Annotated in this window: 15 protein-coding genes and 1 pseudogene; 2 read left to right on the forward strand and 14 right to left on the reverse strand. The window is 37.6% G+C overall.

What is annotated here, in order from left to right; all coding sequences use genetic code 11:
- Positions 1-20: 20 nt before the first annotated feature.
- The 8 genes and pseudogenes from ACWPVF_RS04870 to ACWPVF_RS04905 form a co-directional block, all read right to left on the reverse strand.
- The gene (locus ACWPVF_RS04870; RefSeq protein ID WP_414307386.1) at positions 21-2,090 is read right to left on the reverse strand and encodes a glucosaminidase domain-containing protein; all 2,070 of its coding nucleotides are present in this window, start codon (positions 2,088-2,090) and stop codon (positions 21-23) included.
- 219 nt (positions 2,091-2,309) lie between these two features.
- Positions 2,310-2,735 carry a hypothetical protein gene (locus ACWPVF_RS04875; protein WP_414307387.1) on the reverse strand — a complete coding sequence of 142 codons (426 nt, stop codon included), beginning with the start codon at positions 2,733-2,735 and terminating at the stop codon, positions 2,310-2,312.
- On the reverse strand, positions 2,710-3,621 hold the full coding sequence (locus tag ACWPVF_RS04880) for a phosphodiester glycosidase family protein (protein WP_454385020.1): 912 nt from the start codon (positions 3,619-3,621) through the stop codon (positions 2,710-2,712). Before ACWPVF_RS04880 ends, ACWPVF_RS04875 begins: the two co-directional genes overlap by 26 nt.
- A pseudogene (locus tag ACWPVF_RS04885) lies at positions 3,618-4,660 on the reverse strand (glycosyltransferase). The gene ACWPVF_RS04880 and the pseudogene ACWPVF_RS04885 overlap by 4 nt, the downstream one beginning before the upstream one ends.
- 210 nt (positions 4,661-4,870) lie before the next feature.
- Complete coding sequence (locus ACWPVF_RS04890; RefSeq protein WP_006150658.1) at positions 4,871-5,368, reverse strand: YkgJ family cysteine cluster protein; 498 nt, start codon at positions 5,366-5,368, stop codon at positions 4,871-4,873.
- 88 nt (positions 5,369-5,456) lie between these two features.
- The gene (gene addA, locus ACWPVF_RS04895) at positions 5,457-9,107 is read right to left on the reverse strand and encodes a helicase-exonuclease AddAB subunit AddA (protein ID WP_414307390.1); all 3,651 of its coding nucleotides are present in this window, start codon (positions 9,105-9,107) and stop codon (positions 5,457-5,459) included.
- Entirely contained in the window at positions 9,104-12,355 is a 3,252-nt protein-coding gene (gene rexB, locus ACWPVF_RS04900; protein ID WP_454385797.1) for an ATP-dependent nuclease subunit B, read from the reverse strand. Before rexB ends, addA begins: the two co-directional genes overlap by 4 nt.
- A gap of 130 nt (positions 12,356-12,485) precedes the next feature.
- Entirely contained in the window at positions 12,486-13,157 is a 672-nt protein-coding gene (locus ACWPVF_RS04905) for a CPBP family intramembrane glutamic endopeptidase (protein WP_414307391.1), read from the reverse strand.
- Between the two features lie 183 nt (positions 13,158-13,340).
- Here ACWPVF_RS04905 and ACWPVF_RS04910 point away from each other — a divergent pair, with 183 nt between their 5' ends.
- Positions 13,341-14,150 (forward strand): Cof-type HAD-IIB family hydrolase, encoded by an 810-nt coding sequence (locus ACWPVF_RS04910; protein WP_414307392.1) that lies wholly within the window; start codon positions 13,341-13,343, stop codon positions 14,148-14,150.
- Positions 14,151-14,197: 47 nt separating this feature from the next.
- Here the strand turns inward: ACWPVF_RS04910 and ACWPVF_RS04915 are convergent, their stop codons facing one another.
- The 6 genes from ACWPVF_RS04915 to glmU all read right to left on the reverse strand — a co-directional run bounded on the left by ACWPVF_RS04915 (position 14,198) and on the right by glmU (position 19,959).
- Entirely contained in the window at positions 14,198-14,458 is a 261-nt protein-coding gene (locus tag ACWPVF_RS04915; RefSeq protein WP_454385023.1) for a SemiSWEET family transporter, read from the reverse strand.
- Between the two features lie 130 nt (positions 14,459-14,588).
- Positions 14,589-16,877: a DNA helicase PcrA gene (gene pcrA, locus ACWPVF_RS04920; protein WP_454385025.1), complete on the reverse strand. Its 2,289-nt coding sequence runs from the start codon at positions 16,875-16,877 to the stop codon at positions 14,589-14,591.
- Positions 16,878-16,994: 117 nt separating this feature from the next.
- The gene (locus tag ACWPVF_RS04925; RefSeq protein ID WP_414307394.1) at positions 16,995-17,690 is read right to left on the reverse strand and encodes a 5'-methylthioadenosine/adenosylhomocysteine nucleosidase; all 696 of its coding nucleotides are present in this window, start codon (positions 17,688-17,690) and stop codon (positions 16,995-16,997) included.
- An 11-nt stretch (positions 17,691-17,701) separates the two neighbouring features.
- Positions 17,702-18,013, reverse strand: a complete 312-nt coding sequence (gene macP / locus ACWPVF_RS04930; RefSeq protein ID WP_414307395.1) for a cell wall synthase accessory phosphoprotein MacP — start codon at positions 18,011-18,013, stop codon at positions 17,702-17,704.
- Between the two features lie 11 nt (positions 18,014-18,024).
- Positions 18,025-18,570 carry an NUDIX hydrolase gene (locus ACWPVF_RS04935; RefSeq protein WP_454385028.1) on the reverse strand — a complete coding sequence of 182 codons (546 nt, stop codon included), beginning with the start codon at positions 18,568-18,570 and terminating at the stop codon, positions 18,025-18,027.
- Between the two features lie 9 nt (positions 18,571-18,579).
- Positions 18,580-19,959, reverse strand: coding sequence for a bifunctional UDP-N-acetylglucosamine diphosphorylase/glucosamine-1-phosphate N-acetyltransferase GlmU (glmU, locus tag ACWPVF_RS04940; RefSeq protein WP_454385030.1), 1,380 nt, complete (start codon positions 19,957-19,959; stop codon positions 18,580-18,582).
- A gap of 157 nt (positions 19,960-20,116) precedes the next feature.
- Here glmU and ACWPVF_RS04945 point away from each other — a divergent pair, with 157 nt between their 5' ends.
- Positions 20,117-20,917, forward strand: coding sequence for a glycoside hydrolase family 25 protein (locus tag ACWPVF_RS04945; RefSeq protein ID WP_045614900.1), 801 nt, complete (start codon positions 20,117-20,119; stop codon positions 20,915-20,917).
- The last annotated feature ends 35 nt before the right edge of the window (positions 20,918-20,952 follow it).

Consider the following 20,952-nt stretch of genomic DNA (forward strand, 5'->3'; position numbering starts at 1 on the left):
AGTTATCGATTTTAAAATATTTAATCTTTTTCACCAAGTTTACTATTGATTGTCATCATAATGCTTGCAATTTTTTCTCCCCAATATGGATCTGAAGCATAAAGGACATTCATACCTGATGATTTATTTCCTAGGTGTGTTCTCCCATTATCAATGTAATTTTCGCGAATCCACTTGGCTGCACCTAAGATACCCTTATCAACATCGTCAAAGCTTTTAGCTGAATCATATGGTGTTGTATCATAAGCAGCGATACCAAAGAAGTTATTTTTATCCTTAGCAATCTGACTACGTCCCCATGCGCTTTCTAGAGCGCTGTGAGCTATAAGGTAGAGTGCATTTATTTGATAGCGTTCTTCAGCTTCTTTAAAGATAGCTCCCTTACCTGCCAAACGACTTCCTTTGATATTCATAAGAGAATATACTTTATCTAATTCTTCAGCTGTGTAATTAGTTGGTTTTCTTAAATCCCTGAATAAGAAAGGATTTTCAACTGTAAAGTTTTCAAAGTTAATACCATCAGCTGAATAATATTTTTTACCAATAGCCATTGATGAACTATGAGGGGCTACACGGATACTTGCGTATGGTGATAATTCATGATAAAGATAATTACCATCAGATGCATAGTGAGGAATGAAGTCACTATCTGAGCTAACCGCTACTAGATCACTCTTGTTCATATATCCTGAAAGACCTGAAATTTTGACTGGAAGTCGACCGTCTTTGGTCTCGGATCCATCAATCGATACAATACTTCCTTGCGAAATATAGCTGAGTTTTTCACCAGAAGCACTATATACATTTGCTGTAATTGGTTTTACTTTATAGTATGCTGCTGTATCGGAAATCCATTTTCCATTGCTTTGAAAAGAATAGTCTTTACCGTTAATGGTGAAATTACCAGTTACATATGCCCCATCTTCTTTGAGATAATACCAGGCGTTATAACTTTTATCAAAAATCCACTCATTCTTGGCCATATAACCATAAGATTTGAGATAGTAAGAGCCTTGCCATTGGTTTTCAGCATAAGCACCATCAGATTTTAAGTAGAACCAACTATCGTACTTCTTATCAAAGAACCATTCACTTTGAGCCATGGCCCCACTATCTTTTAGATAATATTTCTCTTTCCATTGGCTACTTAACATGTCACCATCTTTATGAAAAGAGTACCATGAACCATTGATTTTTTCCCATTTATCGCGGATAGCTTTTCCTGAATCAGTAGCATAATACCACTTATCTTCGAGTTTTGCCCAGGCATTTTCCGCCATAGCTCCACTAGTCTTGAGAAGATAGTCTTTATAAATAGTAGCACTTAGCATGACACCAGATTCATCAAATCGATACCATAGGCCATCAATCTTTGCCCACTTGTCACGATTGATTTTTCCTTCTTGATTACCGTAGTACCATTTATCACCAATTTTTACCCAGCTATTTTCAGCTAAGACACCACTTGCTTTGAATAGATAATTATCGTAAACAGCATTGCTAATCATGATACCATTTTCATCGAATCGATACCAAACACCAGCTATCTTTTTCCAATTATTACGAGTAACTTTCCCGTCCTCAGTGGCATAATACCATTGGTTGTCAATTTTAACCCAAGAATCCTCAACCATAGCACCACTTTTACTTAAGAGGTAGTCATCATAAACAGTATCACTAAGCATCACACCATCCTGGTTAAAATAGTACCAGCGACCTGCTATTTTTTTCCAATTTGTGACAGCCTTTTTATTCTCATAATAACGCCATTGGCCATTTTCTTTTTGCCAGCCATCTTTATTAACTTCCTCAACTTTTGTTTCAGTTGTTGTTTTTTCCTTATTTTCAGGTGTTTCTTTCTTCGGCGTAATTTGCGAAGATTCTTTGTTTAGATCTTCTTTTGAATTTTGGTTTCTATCCTTATCTTGGCTTATTGATTGTTTTTGATCTTCTTTTCCAATATCATTAGGTACAACCTGTTCTGAAGTTTGAGCTTTATTTCTAGTTTGTGAATCCTCGGCATAAACAGTAGATTTTGCAAAGCCAGCAATCGAGAGAGCAACTGTACTTGCCAGTAAAATCCTTTTCATTGTATTCTCCTTATCATTATATAAATGATGTATTTGTTTTTGATACATAATGTTTAAAAAACAGCAATTATCCATTATATTATACAATATTCTATTAAAGATAAAAGTAGAATAATTAAGAAGAAAGAAAGTTGTAATATTGTTAAAACAATTTAGAAATAAAAGTCAACAAAAAGTAGTCGAACAATATCTGAACGACTACTTATTTTATTCTAATAATTAACCTTCTATTACTTTGGTACTTTTATTAGTTAGAAGCGGATTTATAAATATAGATAGAATAGCTATGATTGCAAAACTAATACCTACATACCAATATGGTGCATCAAGCGTGGTTGAACGACCAGATAGATTGACAATACCTCGGAATAGTGTCCCTGTTGTAACAATAGCTACTGCCGAATTCCATAAATTAAGGCTAATTCTTGAAAAATACGGAAGAGATTTGAGCAAGATTGCTAGTATTATCCCACCAACCAGAGGTACAACGAACAAGTAATGCATATGAAGTGATGTCTCTCCAAAACTAAATGCTTCATAAATTCTAGAAAAAGCAAAGAAGAAAAGCGTAATTAGTGTATAAGAGATGACAGTTTTTTTAAAGAGTTTTTTGTTAGGATTAATAACCGATGTAGACAATATCACTCACCGCCCTTTCTGAAATTTTGTTTCCTCCAGTCGTTGGCTTGTTAATAACCTGACCGTTGAAGTAAAGCGTAGATGATCCACCACCATCAAGATTGTAGGTCGTTTTTACACCATAGGATTTCATAACTTCAGCTAGCTGGTAAAGAGAGAGTCCTTCACTTTCAGAAGTACGTCCGTCAGAAACTACAATAATGTAGTGGTTTTCATCGATAATACCAATAGCTGTACGTGGATTCGAAGCCATAGCTTGTCCAACTTCTTGGTTTTTTCCTACTGCTATTTCACCATTTTCTACCAAAGCTGGGCCAAAAGCCAAAAGATTGACAACCCCATCTTTAACTAGTTGGTCAGCTGAAATTTGATCTTCGTAAATAATCTTGAAAGAACCATCTTTATAAATGGCTAAATCACCATTATTAGAATTTTCACGGACAGTATCACGATAGACGACTCCATTACGGATAACATATCCTGTAGAGTTAGCTCCGTAGTAATCTCCGTTGACCGCTAGAATAGCATTGTTAGCAGCAGCGGTTTCAGAAGTTTTTGCAGTTACGTTGGTCCCAAAGGCATTTTGGGCGAATGCTGTTTTCAGATAATCTGATGAGCTTACTGTAACATCTGCAAGGTAGACTTGCGTGCTATTAACTGTCGTTTCAGACAAATTTACGGAGATATTATCGTCCTTATAACTTGAGTCTGTTACTGTTGCTGTTTTTGCTGCCTGACTTGCCATCGCAGTATTTGTACTAGTGCTAGTTGTTGCTACTGTCGAAATAGTCTCAGCAAGAACAAAAGTCTTCAACATAGAGTAGCTAAAGGATCCTGTCAAAAGTAATCCGACAACCGAAGCATAAGCATATCGTTTCTTTAAAAATTTCATAGTACAGTTGATGTCCTTTCCTTAAAAATGAATTTCTTCTGAATGGTCCAAGAAACAGCAAAGAGAAGAATTCCAACAATTATCTTAACAATTAAGAGATTCATTCCAAATACTGCATAGAATAGACGAATAAGTAGCGTATCAAGAATAAAGAGTCCAAGTGCTAGCCCAAAGTATCCCATTCCTGTTTTTACAAGACTATCCTCATTCTTAAAAACTAATTTTTTATTGGTTGAATAGTTGAAAATTGAGCTAGTCACACGAGCGATACCGTTAGCAAGAAAAATTCGTATACCAGTTAGAACTGTTGGTAAAAATAAAATCGCTAGAGCATAGACGATATAATCAACAACAAAGCTACTAAGAGATGACAAGGCGAATTTAAAGATATTCTTATAAATCATGAGACCATCTTTTATTGGTCGGAAGTGTGAGCCCTCATTATCATTAATATAGACCGTTTCGATTGGCACTTCTAAGATTTCATATTCTCTGCTTGCTTCCAGAAGCATGTTCATTTCGTATTCATAACGTTGACCTTCTATTTTCAACATGAAAGAAATGAGATTTGTTGTAAAAGCGCGAAGTCCTGTTTGTGTATCTGTCACTCCTACTCCTGTTTGTAATTTAAAGAGTGCTTTTGTCAAGCTATTCCCAAAACGGCTACGGAGGGGGACTTTACCTGTGAAGGCACGCACACCCAAGATTAGTTTGTTAGGATTTTCAGAAGCTTTGTTAGCCGTACGGAAAATATCCCAAATCTTATGTTGACCATCTGCGTCTGCTGTGACTACTGTTCCATAACTATTTTGTTCTTTGATAAATTGGAAGGCAGTTTTTAGTGCTTGCCCTTTCCCTTGATTCACTTGGTGACGGAGTATCGTAGCATATTGCTCAGCTTTATCAAAAATTTTTGACACTTTGATGAACTGCCGTCGTCGATAACTAGAATATGAAAATCACTCTTTTCATGGATTTTTTCGATGAGTTTGATAAGTTTATTATCAGGTTGATAAGCTGGAATTACTATATAGTTCATACCGGCACTCCTTTCTTAGTAATAGTATAACTATACAGAATATCGCTTAAAGATAACTTATATCAGTTTTCTTCAAGAAAAAGTTAAAGAAATTTTAAGATAAGGACAGGTTTTATCTAGCAAGTAAAAATAATCAAGGTTAATAAATATACAAAAAGTCCTCAAACAGCAAGTCTACTTGAGGATAAAATTTATTATAAAAGAGGAAATTTACTCTATTTTTTCTCTTAATTTCTCAACGAAGAGATAGGCCGCAGGGCAGGTTAAAGTGTTTTTGATAGTCAGATTATTGATTTGATAAATCTTTTTTCGGTCAGTATGAGGAAATTCTCGACAAGCCTTGGGACGAACATCGTATATAGAACATAGATTATCGCCACCTAGAAATGGACAAGGCATAGATTTAAAAACCTTATCTCCATCTTCATCAACTTGTAAGAATTCGGCTTCGAAGGCAGGAAGTTTCATCTTAAAATACTTAGCAATGCGTGTGATATCAGCTTCTTTAAAGTCGGGACCAAGAGTTTTACAACAGTTAGCACAAGCTGTACAATCAATCTCTTCAAACACTTCTTGGTGAATCTCTAGAGCAATCTTATCCAAATTTTTAGGAGCTTTTTTCTTTAGGTTTCCTAGAAATTTTCTGTGTTCCTTTTGTTTTTGTAGTGCTAATTGATGATAGTATTCAATATCGATTTCTTTTGGCATAAATTCTTTTACATCCTTTTCTGAAACTAGTATACCATAACTGAAAACAAATAAAAACTACTGCCAAAAAGGCAATAGTTTTAATAGGTTAGTTAACCTCGACTACTTCTACAGTATCCTTGCCAAGTAAAATTAGATGTTTCTCAATTCTGTCTATCTGATAAGAACGAGATAGAGCCTCGGCATATAGTTCTAACTGACCACGGTAACGTTCAATAAGTTGACTTGAAAACTCGTATCTGTCGGTCTTATAGTCAAATAGAACAATCTTATCGTCATAAAGCAAATAACCATCTAAAATACCACGGACAACAAAGTCTTCCTGACTCTTCTCGTCTCTTTTTAACATAGAGAAGGGTTGTTCACGATAAAGCTTGTCCTGATTTGCAAGAATCTCTTGACCAAGAGCTGTATCAAAGAAAGACAAGATTTTTTTAAGATTAACTTTATCTTTAACAGCAGAGCTTGCTTGCACTTGCTCTAAAGCCTCTGTCAAAGTCTCTAAAGTAGGTTTCTTATCGAGATTAATTCGTTGCATGAGTTCGTGAGTTGCACTTCCAATCTCAGTCCCTGTAACTTTTTCAGTTTTTGAAAAATCTGGAAGCTCAAACTGAACAGTAGGATCTTTTGGTTTACTTTGACCAGCTACTACGACTCCTTCCATATCCATGACCGGTTCATAGAACTTTTTAATCTGACTCGGTGTCTGAACACTTGGAAGATTGATTGCTGCACGGTGGATTTCGTTATACACTTCCACTTCTTTTAGCATTTCCAACGCATCTTTGATGGTTTCTGACTGGCGGTTGTCTGCTTGGGATAGGTCTTGAAGTTGACTTTTATGTTCCAATTCTCCCATAGCTTCTTTGGTTAGGTCTTCTTCACCTTCAAAGCGCACACTAAAGTGTAAATCCTCTTTAGAAAATGCTTGATAGATTGCCCAAATCCAATCCTGGAAATTTTGAGCATCTAGTCTAGTTTCTTTCGTCAAAAGACCTTTTCCATTTGTCGGATATTCTTTAGACTCTAATTTTTCACGTGATCCTTTTCCGACTAGATAGAGTTTCTTCTCAGCACGTGTCATGGCTACATAGAGCAAACGCATGAGTTCAGAATAACTTGCTAATTGGAGTTCTTCCTCATTTTGAGTATATGTCAAGCTTGGAATAGATAATTTAATGGTAGATGGAACATATTCCTCTTTGGCATTTGTAGCAACTCTAGCAACATACTTGAGACCAAGGCCATTTCTTCGACTCAGGATAACCTCAGCCATGGAATCTTGCTTGTTAAATTGCTGATCAATATTAAGGATAAAGACATAAGGAAATTCAAGACCCTTACTTTTATGAATACTCATAAGTTCTACAGCATCCTTGGGTGGTGCTACAGCGACATTGGCAAGATCATGCTGGGCTTCCAAGACTTGGTCAATCATTCGAATAAAGCGAGATAATCCCTTGAAATTACTCTTTTCAAACTGATCTGCTCTTAAAGCAAGGGCATAGAGATTTGCCTGTCTGGCCTGTCCATTTGGCAAGGCACCGACATAGTCATAGTAAAAGCGGTCGCTATAGATTTTCCAAATGAGGTCATAAAGAGAATGTGTTTTAGAATAAAAGCGCCATGAATGGACTGTTTCCATGAAAAATTCTAATTTTTTATGAAGTTCAGACTTAATTAAATCCTTATGAATACTAGTTTTCGCTTGAGCATTGACTAGTTTCTCATAAAAGTTCTCTTGAACTTTATCCTCAGATTTTTGGAGAGCGAGACGAGCCAATTCATCCTCATCGAAGCTAAACATCGGAGATTTCATTAGAGCAACCAAAGCAAAGTCTTGCAGAGGATTATGGATGACACGAAGAGTATCCAACATAACCTGCACTTCTAGGGATTGCAAATAGTTTGCTTGAGCACCGTCTGTCTTGACAGGGATACCATACTCTGACAATGCTAGTAGAACTTGATCATTACGACTTCTGCTGGCAGTTAAGAGAGCCATGTCCTTGAAAGGTACACCCTTATCATTATGAAGGTGAATTATCTCCTTAAGCACCATCCGCATTTCACCAGTCAGTTTGTTAGTTGCAAGTTCCTCCTCATCATCAGAATCGCCATCATCAGCCTTATCATACAAGAGAACTTCTGCCTTGTTTTCTGGATTTGATTGAATATCAGTATTTCCAAAAACAAGCTGGTGCATACCGTCATAAGATATCTCTCCAACTTCCTCGTCCATGAGGTGTTTAAAGACATCGTTCGTAGCATCAAGAACCTCTGAACCGCTCCGGAAGTTTTCCTTAAGCAGAATTAACTGACCTTCTTTGTCATCTTGAGCAAATCTATGAAATTTTTCGTTGAAAATTTGGGGATCTGCCTGTCTAAAACGATAAATAGACTGCTTAATGTCACCCACCATAAAACGATTATGACCGTTTGAGAGGAGTTCTAGCATTCTTTCCTGGATGTGATTGGTATCCTGATATTCATCGACCATGACTTCATGGAAGCGTTCCTGATACTCTTGTCGAACCTGAGGGAAGTTTTCCAAAATCTCAATGGTATAGTGGCTAATATCAGCAAATTCGAAGGCATTTTCTTCGCGTTTTCGTTGTCGATAAGCATCAACAAAATCTCTCATGAAGACTTGAAATGTCTTTGCCAAGTCCCAAGAATCTTGATGATAATCTTCTTGGAATTTTAGTAAAGTGATTTGATCATTGAGTGCAATCAGCTTTTCAAATTTTGCTTTTCTCTCTTGGTTGTAAGCTTCTTTCAAGTCTTGCAGTTCGGCCTTGCGACTGGCATTTGTGAGAGCTTTACCATTCTTAGCTTTAGAAATATTTACAACTCGCTCTAAAACTTCTTGGTATTGTTCAAAAGTAGATTCGTTGGTTAAAGCTCCGATTTCATCAAGAACTTGTTGGACAGACTCTAAATAAGCTGCTTTACCAAATTCCTTGGCATCATTATCCAAATGGTAACGGAAAAAGCTTTCTAAATCCCAGAGTTTCTCCTTTATATCGTCTACAGTGTTTTCTTTAGCAACTGTAAAATCAGTCTTTTCAAAACCTTTTAGGAAAGATTCCTCTAGCCAAGCCTGAGGATTGCTAGTGGATTGCAAAAAGTCATAAATCATATAGACCTGTTTACGTAGTCCACGCGCGTCTTTGCTTCTACCTGCAAAGTTTTTGACCAATCGACTAAAATTGTCTTTATCCTTGCCTTGGTAGTGCTGTTCAAAAACTTGTCGAAAAACCTCATTTTTTAAGAGAAGTTGTTCACTTTCGTTCTGAAGGATACGAAAGTTTGGGGCAAGATCAAGGAGGTAGCCGTGCTTAGCCAGGAACTTCTGGGTAAAAGAGTCCATGGTTCCAATAGCAGAATTGGGTAAATCGGCTAATTGTCTACCAAGATGTTTTTTTAGTTCCACATCTTGCGTTTCTTGGATCTGTTGGCTGATTTTCTTCTCCAAGCGTTCTTTTAACTCGGTTGCTGCCTTAACGGTAAAGGTTGAGATAAAGAGTTGGCGAATTTCTACACCACGCGCTAGTTGGTCAAGAATCCGTTCAGCCATGACAAAGGTTTTCCCTGAACCAGCAGAAGCTGAGACTAGAATATTTTGACCAGAACTATAGATCGCTTGAATTTGTTCAGCCGTTTTCTTAGGTTTCTTGTTAGACTGAGCTTCTGCTATTTGTAACTCTTTAATCTCTTCTTGAGATAAAAATTTCATCGCTCCAACTCCTCTCTGATTTTATTAAACCATGCTTCCTTGTCATTGCTCTTAGCTACCTTATCTAACAATCTAGCCTGACCTAGATGATAATTAGCTTCAAAACCTGTAATAGATTGATATTGTTGGACATAGGGCGCAATGCTTCTACCATTTTCTGTATATGGATTGATAGCAAATTGACCAGATAAAATCTTCTCTGCTGCCTTTTTGTAGATAAGGGCATTATAGTCTAGTAATAATTGGAATTCTTCATCAGATAACTGATACGTCTTGTTTTTATTGTAAAACTCTCCGAGGTGTTGCATCTCTTTTTCGAGAAAGAAACCTTGGTATTTCATGCTCTTATTGGTTTCTGTTACTGCCTTTGAAAGAGTTTTAGCAGTTTGTAATGACTGAATCGGTTCAGCCATCTCTAAATACATGGCACCAAAGAAGTCTCTATTCCCTTCTTGCTTGAGGGCGGCAAGATAAGTCGGCAATTGCGAATTAAGACCGTTATAAAAGAGAGGAAACTTGAACTGAGTCAAAGAAGACTTATAATCTACAACACCGATAGCATCAGAAGTTTTCAAACGGTCAATTCGGTCAACCTTCCCACGAATATAGACATTACGACCATTATCTAACTGTACAAAAGCTTGTTCCTTGCCACCAAAAACAGCCTCCTCTTGAATTGTTTCGACATCAGCATTGTGACGAAGAATATGTCCAGTAGCACGTGCCACATCTAAGAGAACTTCCTTAGCAAATTGAGATTCTAAACTTTCTTGATAAATAGCTTGAAACTCTCTTTCTTGACTAGTTTCAGAGATGGCCTGTTCTAAACGGCGATCAAAAGATGTATCAGCAGGAAGTTTCATCGCACGTTCAAAAATACGATGCAAGAAATTCCCGTGACTTCTAGCGTCAGGTTTCAAACGCAATTCTTCCTGTAGGCCCAATACATACCGAAGGTAATAGCTGTATTCATTTCGATAGAATTCTGTTAGACCAGATGTTGATAGATAAAAATCTTGATTTTGAGGATACAAGGCATCTAAAGTATCTGCAGCTAAAGTCTTACTGCGAGGACTTGTAGGCAGGACTGGATTTTCTAAACCTTGGTCTTCCAACTTTTTCCCCATGACACGAGCCAGAACTTTTATAAAAGTTAAGTCTTGGTCACTTGTCTCACTCTCACCTTGCTGATGATAGGCAACAAGACTAGACAAAAGACTGTGATAAGAACCAATATCATCTTTCGATAGATTTTTTCTGTCGATTCTTTTTTCGATCTTGGTAAAACCTAAGTTTTGCAATTCCTTCAAATAAATGGACTCTTCACTCTCGTCTTCATTGAACAAACTTGGTGCTGACAAGACTAACTGTTTACGGGCAGAATTGACCAAAGAAAGCATGGTATAGCGGTTTTTCTTAAGGTTTTCTTGACTTGCAATCAGTAATTGAGAACCTTCTTGGGTTGCTTGGTTCAGTACTTCCCTTTCTTCATCGCTCAAAAGACTAGTATTTTGGGTGATTTTAGGTAGATGATCCTGGGTTAAGCCAAGTGCATAGATGTAATCAGAAGTCAAAGGTGAAATCAAATCATAACTTTGCACCAGAACCGTATCTACCGTTGCTGGTATTGTGCGATAGTTCGTCAAGGACATCCCAGAATGAAGTAAAGATAAGAAATCATCTAAATTAACCAGTGAACCTTCAAATACGGTTGCAAATTGCTCCATAACATGGCAAAAAGCCTTCCAGACTTCTTCTTGTCTTTCTTGTTCAGATACCTCCAATGTTTCTGTTAAGACTTGTAACTGCTTGGTCAAATGAGCTTCCTTCAAAAAGTTGTTCCATTTTGCAAGAATATTTTCAGCCTTTTGCTTGCGACTTCCTAGTAAATTTTCTAAAGGTGTAATGATACGAAGTCGAAGTTCATTTAATTTTTCTAGATCAAACTTTCCGTGATGTGACTTTGTAAACTCTTGTTTAAAATTAGAAAGACCATCAATCCCCAGATAGCGGAGATATTGTTCAAGGCTATCAATTTCCTCTTGACTAAGGTCCGTATACAAGTTAGTTCGTAAGAGATTAATCAAATCTTCTTGACGGAAATTGTATCGTTTCAAACGTCCAATGGATTCTACAAATTGAGTCAAAGGATGATGAGCCATGGACTCACTCTTGCCCAGATAAAATGGAATCTGGTATTGATTAAATATTGTCTGCAAAGACAGTTTATAAGACTCTACATCTCCTAGCAGGATTCGAAAATTCTTATAACTAAGTTCTGAATCTTGATGCAATTTCTGGCGAATACTACGAGCAACTAACTCCACCTCTTCTTTTTGTGTTAGACAAGACCAGATTTGAAAGTCCTTTCTATCTTCGTCATTCACATCTAAACTAATTTCGGAATAATCATAGGCACTTTCGAGAAGTTTTGATGCTTTAGCAAAGGCATCAAGATTTCCGTGTTCTTGACATGCATTTTCTGCCTTGGTCTGATATTTAAAAGCTAAATGGCGTAGAAACTCAACACTGGCTTGGTAGAGGTTCCCTTCACTAAATGGGCTAGTATAAGATTTCTTAGACGCATATACACCAATAACAATCTCAACACCCTTACGATAAAGTAGATCCACTAGGTGTTCTTCTTCTGAAGAGAAACGAGTAAAACCATCAATAACTAAGGCAATCTGGCTAAAATCACTACTTACTTTGTTTTCTTCTATAGCATTGATCAGATAGGATAATTGACTCCCTTGCGAAACTTGACCTTGATTCAGATAAGCTGTTACCTTTTCAAAAATCAAGAGTAAATCAGAACGTTTATCAGCGTCAGATAGACTTTCTAAATCCAAAAAGCTCATCTTCGCAGTTGTCATTTCGTGATAAATCTCAATCAGTTGTTGGATAAATTGCGGATCTTGCTTAATAGCTCCGTAAACACGTAAATCCTTAGCGTCTATCTCAGACAAACATTTATAGAAAGCCATACCAAGACCGATATCATCGAGACTAGACTTCGCTGGTATATCGTTTAAAACCAGATAACGAGCCATTTGAGCAAAGCGCGTGACTGTGATCGCAAAAGAAGCCTGCTGACTCAAGCACTCCAGCACGGCACGTTCCTTTTCAAAAGAAAGAGAGTTAGGGGCGATATAAAAGACTCGTTTACCTTGGTCAACTAGTCCTTGAGCCTCCTTGGTTAGGATTTCTGTTAAAGAAGTCCGAGTATCGGTATACAGTAGTTTCATATCTGCCTCATTTGTTTTTGTCATTACCTTTTATTATATCATTTTTTAAGTCAAAACAGATTGATATAAAGCCCTAATTTTAACCTGTCCCATATCAAAAAAGTCGGAATAAACTCCGACTTTTTAGTATTTACCTACCAGAAAACAAGAGTACCCATAATTCCCAAAATGCAGCAATGTTGATCATGATGTGAAGTAAAATGGGATAATAGAGAGAGTGAGTTTTTCGGTAGAGGAATGCTACAATCGCTCCTCCGCTTGCATAGGTGAAAAAGGCAAGTGGTGTTATACCATCAGAAACATGCACATAGCCAAAGACACAGGCTGATAGTAAAACATCTCCATACCAAGGTGAATCTTTCAAAAATGTATTCATCAGAACTCCTCGATAAACCAATTCTTCTGTAATTGGTCCTAGCAGACAAGTAATAAGCAATAAATATAGTAACTCTTGTCTCCCTGTCATCTCAACTAATTCATTTAAAGCCATTTGATTGGACGTTGCTGGGGTTAAAAAGGAAAACACAATACCTGAAAGATGATTGACTCCATAAGCAAGAAGCAAATAAACTGGATATCTCCATTTCCACTTCAACTCAAGAATTCTTCTACCTTCGAATACTAGTAAATAAAGAATAGCTAGAAAAGTAACGCTAAACTCTAAAAAAGAAAGAATTTGAAAAAATTCTCTACTAGCAGGCACAAGTCTACCTGCAAAATGATTAAAAATCCACCAAAACCATGTCTTTCTATAAATGATTACCAACAAGGCTAGTAAAATCTGTACTACTCTTTTTTTCATGCCAAGTCCTCTGCTTTTTTATCCATTATCAGTACAACATTAAATATATTACTAATTTAGTATATCATATTTTTGTTATCTATCTACTAAAAACCTAAATAGAAATGGCATTTCACTTAGCTTTAGAATTATTTGCCTCAAAATATGCTATAATATAAGCAAAACTCGTGAAAAGGAACTACTATGATTAAACTACTTGCTCTGGATATGGACGGAACTCTGCTCAACGAAGCCAAGGAAATCCCTCAGGCTCATATTGATGCCGTTCATAAGGCTATCGAAAAGGGCGTCAAACTAGTTCTATGTACTGGTCGTCCTCTCTTTGGAGTTCTTCCCTATTACAAAAAACTCGGTCTTGATTTACAGAATGAATATGTCATCGTCAATAATGGTTGTTCTACCCACCAAACCAGTGACTGGGGCCTTGTTGACTGGCGAGAACTTAGCAAATCTGATATTGAATACCTGAATGACCTTGCTGAAAAGAGCGAGGTTCAGTTGACTCTCTTTGACGAGGAACACTACTTCGTTCTCGGAGGCAAACCAAATCCTATCGTTCAATATGATGCGACACTTGTCTTTGCTGACCTGACTGAAATCTCCCTTGAGGAAGCCACTAGCGGTAAGTACCGTATGTTCCAAGGCATGTTCTTAGGTACAAAAGAACAAACAGATGATTTTGAACAACGATTTGCGGATGAACTTTGTCAGAGATTTAGCGGTGTTCGTTCTCAACCTGTTATCTATGAAGCAATGCCACTCGGTACAACTAAAGCTTCTGCCCTTTCTCGTTTGGCTGAGATTTTAGATATCCAACCTTCTGAAATCATGGCAATGGGTGATGCAAATAACGATATTGAGATGTTAGAGTTTGCTGGTCTTGGGATTGCCATGGGAAACGCTAGCGACCACGTCAAATCTCTCGCGGATGCCGTAACTGCCAGCAATGATGAAGATGGTGTTGCACGCGCTATTGAGAAATATATTTTGTAAACAAATAAAAGCAACCAGCAGAACATTCTGCTAGTTGCTTTTTATTTTTAGAATAAAGCTGTCAAAGCTGTGATAATCCCAAAAACGATACCTGGTGCATTAGCTGCTGCCAAAGGAATATCACGTTCTTTTTTAAAGAGACCGTAGTAAACCCAAAGACTGCAGTTAAGTGCAGCTACTGCTGGTTGGATAAAATTCCCTTTTTGACCAGCAAGGTTATTCATAATTTGAGGAATATAAGAGACATACATCATTACAGACATAAAGGTTGCAATCCAACCCAAAGTTTTCATTTGTTTTTCAGTCATTTTTTCTCCTTTCAAAAACAGTCTCAATTATACACTATTTTTTAAGATAGTGAAGTTTAAAAAGCTATTTGTTAAAAACTTGTAAATTATCACAGTCTTGTGATAAGGGAATCTTATTCATTTAGATAACTTACTTCTTCTCAATCGGTGCTACACTAGCCAAAAGTTTTTTCAAACCGACTTCTGGGAAGTTGATTTTTAGTTCCTGGGTAGCTCCACTACCTGATACTTCAAGGACAGTCCCTTGACCCCATTTTTTATGAAGGGCAATATCACCGATAGACCAATTTGTCTCACTAGAAGAAGATTTACTAGTAGATGCAAATTGTCCAAATGGTAAACCACTTGATTGGATCGATGTAGGCGCAGTATTCCGTTTTCGTTCTTGAAGAGACTGAGCCAGACTCACTCCTTGCCCAAATGTAGTACCACCACTACTGTATGATGCTTTAAAACTTGTATTAGCTGGACGAGCCAAACCTTGATAGGTCAACAAATCTGAACTAATCTCGTTGATAAAACGGGTCGGACGATTGTAACTTGTACGTCCGAAAAGTAAGCGAGAGTTTGCGTTAGTCAGATAGAGAATCTTCTCAGCGCGCGTGATACCTACATAGGCCAAACGACGTTCTTCTTCCAATTCATCAGGATCTTCAGAGGCACGACTAAGAGGAAATACATTCTCCTCCATACCAATAATAAAGACAACTGGAAACTCGAGTCCTTTGGCAGCGTGTAAGGTCATTAAGGTTACTTCTGACGTCTCCTGACTGCCTGAGTCCGTATCTGCAATTAAGGCAAGATCATTCAGGAAACGACTCAGTTTATCTAGTCCTGTTTCCTCTTCTTGGCTTTCAGGATTGTCATCAAAGTTTTTGGTAACAGATAAGAATTCCTCGATATTTTCAACCCGAGCCTTACTTTCCAAGGTTGCTTGTGCATTTAGAATATCAACGTAACCTGTTTTTTCAAGGACAGCCTCAACCAACTCTGTAATTGTTAATTGGTCCAATTGCTCCCTCAAATCCAGAATCATATTTGCAAAGTCCCAAATAGACTGGGCTGCCTTACCTTTAATTCCTGATAACATGATATTGGCTGAAGCATCCAGCATGGACATTTCTTGCAAATTAGCAAAATCACGAATCTTCTCAACAGTACCTGGGCCAATTCCACGCTTTGGTTCATTGATGATACGCTCAAAACTGATATTATCACTTAGGTTGGCAATGAGATTGAGGTAAGCAATGATATCACGGATTTCCTTACGGCTGTAGAATTTTGTCCCACCAACCATGGTATAAGGAATATTAGACTTGAGCAGAGCTTCCTCAATAGTACGTGACTGGGCATTAGTACGATAAAGGACTGCAAAGTCTTTGTGTAGGAAGTTTTGACTTCGACCAAGTTCATCGATGGTTTTGGCTACAAAAACAGCCTCATCTTGTTCGTCATTGGCACGATAGTAGACAATTTGTTCCCCATCTGCATTTTGAGTCCAAAGGTTCTTAGGACGACGGTTTTTATTATTTTTGATAACATCGTTGGCAGCTTGTAGGATTGTTTTAGTGGAACGATAATTTTCCTCTAACAAGACTACCTTAGCATCTGGATAATCCTTCTCAAAATCAAGGATATTCTGCATATCAGCGCCACGCCAACCATAGATAGACTGGTCTGCATCCCCAACCACACAGATATTTTTGAAGCGTGAAGCTAAAAGTTTAACGAGTTGATACTGGGCATGGTTGGTATCTTGGTACTCATCAACATGGATGTACTGGAACTTTTGCTGGTAGTATGTCAAGACATCTGGATTCTGATCAAAAAGTCGCAGCGTCAACATGATCAAATCATCAAAGTCTACAGATTCAGATTGACGAAGTTCCTTTTGGTATGCAGTATAACATTTAGCCACAATATCAGTATACAAATCTCCAGCTTGAGCAGCATAAGCCACATCATCAATCAGGTCATTCTTAGCATTAGAAATAGTTCCTAAAATAGAGCGTTCATTCCATTTTTTAGGATCTAAGTTTAATTGTTTTAAAATGCGCTTCATCAGGGTTCGTTGCTCACCTGGATCGATGATAGTAAAATTGCGATTATAGCCAATATGATCTGCGTCACGACGTAAGATACGAACACACATAGAGTGAAAGGTCGCAATCAAACAATCCTGAGTAGCTGGATTTAAACCATAGGCACGCTCCTTCATTTCACGAGCGGCCTTATTGGTAAAGGTAATTGCAAGGATATTCCATGGATTGACCATCTTTTCATCAATCAAGTAAGCAATACGATGGGTCAAAACTCGTGTTTTACCAGAACCAGCCCCTGCCATGATTAGCAGTGGACCTTCTGTAGTCTGTACCGCTTCTGCTTGGCGGTCATTCATACCGTTTAATAAAGGGTTCATTTTCTCTTCCTATTCTTCAAATCAATGTTTCTATTATATCAAAAAAGACGGAAAATAACTCGAACTTGGACAAGCTTATTTTACAAAAAAAGAACACCAAGCAGTGTTCTTTTTATTTTAATCATGAATTGATTCCAAGAGTGTCAAGAGTGCTTGAGCAGAGCGACGACCTGCTTCTACGATAAATTCATCAAAAGAAATAGAAGCTTCGTGGTTGGCATTATCACTCATGGCACGAACAACCAAGAATGGTAGTTTCAAGGCATTTGCTGCCTGAGCAATAGCTGCCCCTTCCATCTCGACTGCAAGAACCTGAGGAAAATGCTCTTTAATCACCGCAATCTTATCATCACCAGCTACAAAACTGTCTCCAGTCGCAATCAAACCTAAATGCCAATTTTGATCAAGTTTAGATAAGCTCTCCTGAATCAAAGTAACAAACTTTTTGTCTGATTCAAAGTAAAGTGGTTGTTGGGCCATTTGACCGTATTCATAACCAAAAGCAGTCACATCAACATCATGATAAGCTAGTTTTTCAGCAATCACGACATCTCCTACTGAGATACCTTCAGCAAGAGCACCGGCCGATCCTGTATTGATGACAGCATCCACTTTAAAGTGATCAGCTAAGATTGCGACACTCATGGCAGCCATGACTTTTCCAATACCACTTTCGACTAATACAAGCTCAACAGCCCCAATTCTTCCAGTGTGATAAGTATTGCCCAATACCATTTCTTCACTGGCATTCTCCAAGTGTTGAATCAGGTAGGCAAGTTCTTCTGGCATCGCTGCAATAATACCGATTTTCATGACATCCCCCATTAAATAAATCTCATTGCTAAAACTAGCAAAATCAAGAGAAGGATAACAGCAAATAGAATCTTATTCAATTTAGAGTTAAAGACATTTCTCTTGGTATTTTCGATTCGACGACTCTTATGGATTTGAGGTTCAACCTCAATCATTAAAGTATCCTGACTAAATCCATGGTCACTTGAACTTGAAGCTCTATAATGTTGAGATGAAGTAGAAAGTATCTTTGTCTCTTGATCATCTACTAAAGTGGGACCAGAGATGTCTTCACCACGATTAGCGCGTTCAATCATTTCGTCTGTTAATAAAGGTTTTCCCATGGGTTCCTCCACTATTTTTCTTGTAATTCCCAGTACTGGATGGCCATGATAGTTTTGGCATCACAAATATCTCCAGACTGGATGAGTTGTTTTGCTTGTTCAAGGCTAACTTCTAGTAATTCTAAAGTTTCATCTTCATCTTGTGGACGTGGATTTTCGACTTTGGATAGGTTGCTTGCCAAGTACAGTTTCAATCTTTCATTACAAAATCCAATAGCTGAATAGAAATCATATAAAAGAGTCAAATCACCTGTATAGGCAGCTTCTTCTTCTAATTCACGAAGAGCTGCTGCTTCTGGATCTGCATTTTCGCCGACTTCTAATTTTCCAGCAGGTATTTCGTAAGAAACTTTTTCAATCGCCTTGCGATATTGCTTCACTAAGACAATTTTGTTTTCTTGAGTAACTGCAAGAACACATACTGCATCGTTATGGAAAATCAAATCGCGTTGAGCCGTCCCTTTTCCTGAAGGCAGTTCAACCTGGTCTTGAACCAATTGGAAAATAGGACCTTTATAGATTTCTTTTCGACTAATCGTCTTCTCTTCAAATTCCATGGTTAGCTCCTATTTGTTTTTAGGATGGTGAGGGAGACGAGTTGCATATTCGTCCTTATTAACTTGACGACCTCGTCCTATGGCAATAGCGTCAGCAGGCACATCTTTAGTAATTGTTGAACCTGCACCAACAAGAGAGTTATCCCCTAGTTCTACCGGAGCGATAATCGTTGAATTTGATCCGACAAAGACATTGTTACCGATGACAGTTTTAAACTTGTGTTGACCATCGTAGTTCACAGTGATGGTTCCAGCACCAAAGTTAACATCGCTTCCAACTTCACAGTTTCCAATGTATGTTAAATGGCCTGCTTTAGTATTTTCGCCAATAGAAGAACCTTTCACCTCAACAAAGTTTCCGATATGAACATCCTTAGCTAAGCTAGATCCAGGACGTATATGAGCGTAAGGGCCGACTGTAACTCCATCAGCAACTGTGCTTTCCTCAATCATAGAGTTGGTAATTACTGCACCTGATCCAATAGTACTATCAACAATATATGTTCCTTTTGTCAAAACAGTCTCTGAACCAATCTTACTAGAACCTTTGAGGGTTACATTCGCTTCAATTTGAACATCTGGAGCAATCTCAACATCCACATCAATATAAGTCGCATCTGGATTTACAAAACTTACCCCATTGACCATGTGTGCTTGGTTAATACGACGACGCATTACAGCTTCTGCTGTAGCAAGTGCGACACGGTCATTTACACCGAGACTTTCATCAAAGTCTTTCAGAGTATAAGCTCCCACCTTCTCACCAGCTTCACGGAAAATACCAATCACATCTGTGATATAATATTCACCTTGAGCATTGTTAGTATTGATATTCTTAAGTGTCTCAAAAAGACGAGCATTATCAAAAACATAAGTTCCTGTATTGATTTCTTTGATTTGTTTCTCAAAGTCAGTCGCGTCTTTTTGTTCAACAATACGGAGCACTTCAGCGTTGTCATTACGAACAATACGTCCATAACCAAATGGGTCGTCAGCTTCTGCAGTTAAGATTGTTGCTACATTCTTGTGGTTTACATGGAAATCAATCAAGTTCTTTAGACTTTCACCAGTGATTAAAGGTGTATCTCCAGCGATAACCAATGTTTGTCCAGAAAGACCTTCAAGAATTGGCTCAGCCATCATTACTGCATGACCAGTTCCCAATTGCTCAGACTGTCTCACAAAATCAGTTTGTCCGGCTAAAACTTGTTCAACTAGCTCTGCCTTATGCCCAACAACTGTAACAGTTTTTTCAGGGTTAATTGCACCTACACTACGAAAAACATGCTCAAGCATTGAAATTCCCGCAACCTTGTGCATAACCTTCGGTAAATCTGATTTCATACGGGTACCCTTACCCGCTGCTAAAATAATTGCATAATTTGCCATATTTTTCTCTTTTCTATAGAAATTCTTTATTATTATACCACATTTTAGTTCATGGTACACAAATTTGATGAACTCAATACCACTCAAAAGACTGTCATTACTCAATTTTGAGTAAATATTTTGATTTTTTTCATTATTTACGATAAACTATAGAGGTATGAGAAAAAAAATTCATCCAGCTTTTATAGTTACTATATTTGCTGTTTTTATAGGACTCTTATTTCTCAACCGGCCTCGGTTTGAAGAACACCCTGTAAAAACTAAACAAAATCCAGTACAAATAGAAACACAAGCTCTACATAACTTGGATAAGCCTATCATCGATATCTCTGGTTGGCAGAGACCATCAGAAATTAATTATGATATTTTATCTCAAAATATATCTGGTGTCATTGTTCGAGTCCACGGAGGAAATCAGATCACCACTGAGAACGATGCATCTTATACAAACGGTATTGATAAAGCTTATAAAAGTCATATCGCTGAGTTTCAAAAGAGAAATGTTCCAGTTGCTGTCTATGCCTATATATCTGGTAAAAGTGTAGAGGATATGGAAAAAGCGGCTGAATCATTTTATAATTCAGCTTCGCCGTACAACCCAAGTTACTATTGGTTAGATGTCGAAGAAAAAACCATGTCTGATATGAACAAAGGGGTTGAAGCTTTCCGTGCTAAACTAGAATCACTTGGTGCTAAAAACATCGGTATCTATATTGGTGTTTACTTCATGCAAGAACATAGCATCAGTACAGATAAGTTCTCTGCTATTTGGATTCCATCCTACGGACTTGATTCAGGCTACTTTGAAAGTTCACCAAATACAGAACTTGACTTTGACCTTCACCAATATACCTCAAAAGGAAAAATAGTAGGGTTTGAACACCATCTAGACCTAAATCTTATTTCTTTATCAAAAGATAAGGAAGAGACGTTTAGAAAATTATTCTTAAAACCTTAAATTTATTTAGCAAGTCAGATATTACTTCTGCTTGC

It is taken from the genome of Streptococcus sp. Marseille-Q7087 (assembly GCF_965111935.1).

Bases quoted from the DNA above. Each gene is read 5' to 3' on its own strand.
- ACWPVF_RS04880 (WP_454385020.1), bottom strand. From the start codon at position 3,621: ATGAAATTTTTAAAGAAACGATATGCTTATGCTTCGGTTGTCGGATTA.
- pcrA (WP_454385025.1), bottom strand. From the start codon at position 16,877: ATGAACCCTTTATTAAACGGTATGAATGACCGCCAAGCAGAAGCGGTA.
- rexB (WP_454385797.1), bottom strand. From the start codon at position 12,355: ATGAAACTACTGTATACCGATACTCGGACTTCTTTAACAGAAATCCTA.
- ACWPVF_RS04935 (WP_454385028.1), bottom strand. From the start codon at position 18,570: ATGGAATTTGAAGAGAAGACGATTAGTCGAAAAGAAATCTATAAAGGT.
- addA (WP_414307390.1), bottom strand. From the start codon at position 9,107: ATGAAATTTTTATCTCAAGAAGAGATTAAAGAGTTACAAATAGCAGAA.
- glmU (WP_454385030.1), bottom strand. From the start codon at position 19,959: ATGGCAAATTATGCAATTATTTTAGCAGCGGGTAAGGGTACCCGTATG.
- ACWPVF_RS04905 (WP_414307391.1), bottom strand. From the start codon at position 13,157: ATGAAAAAAAGAGTAGTACAGATTTTACTAGCCTTGTTGGTAATCATT.
- ACWPVF_RS04870 (WP_414307386.1), bottom strand. From the start codon at position 2,090: ATGAAAAGGATTTTACTGGCAAGTACAGTTGCTCTCTCGATTGCTGGC.
- ACWPVF_RS04890 (WP_006150658.1), bottom strand. From the start codon at position 5,368: ATGCCAAAAGAAATCGATATTGAATACTATCATCAATTAGCACTACAA.
- ACWPVF_RS04910 (WP_414307392.1), top strand. From the start codon at position 13,341: ATGATTAAACTACTTGCTCTGGATATGGACGGAACTCTGCTCAACGAA.
- ACWPVF_RS04915 (WP_454385023.1), bottom strand. From the start codon at position 14,458: ATGACTGAAAAACAAATGAAAACTTTGGGTTGGATTGCAACCTTTATG.
- macP (WP_414307395.1), bottom strand. From the start codon at position 18,013: ATGGGAAAACCTTTATTAACAGACGAAATGATTGAACGCGCTAATCGT.
- ACWPVF_RS04945 (WP_045614900.1), top strand. From the start codon at position 20,117: ATGAGAAAAAAAATTCATCCAGCTTTTATAGTTACTATATTTGCTGTT.
- ACWPVF_RS04925 (WP_414307394.1), bottom strand. From the start codon at position 17,690: ATGAAAATCGGTATTATTGCAGCGATGCCAGAAGAACTTGCCTACCTG.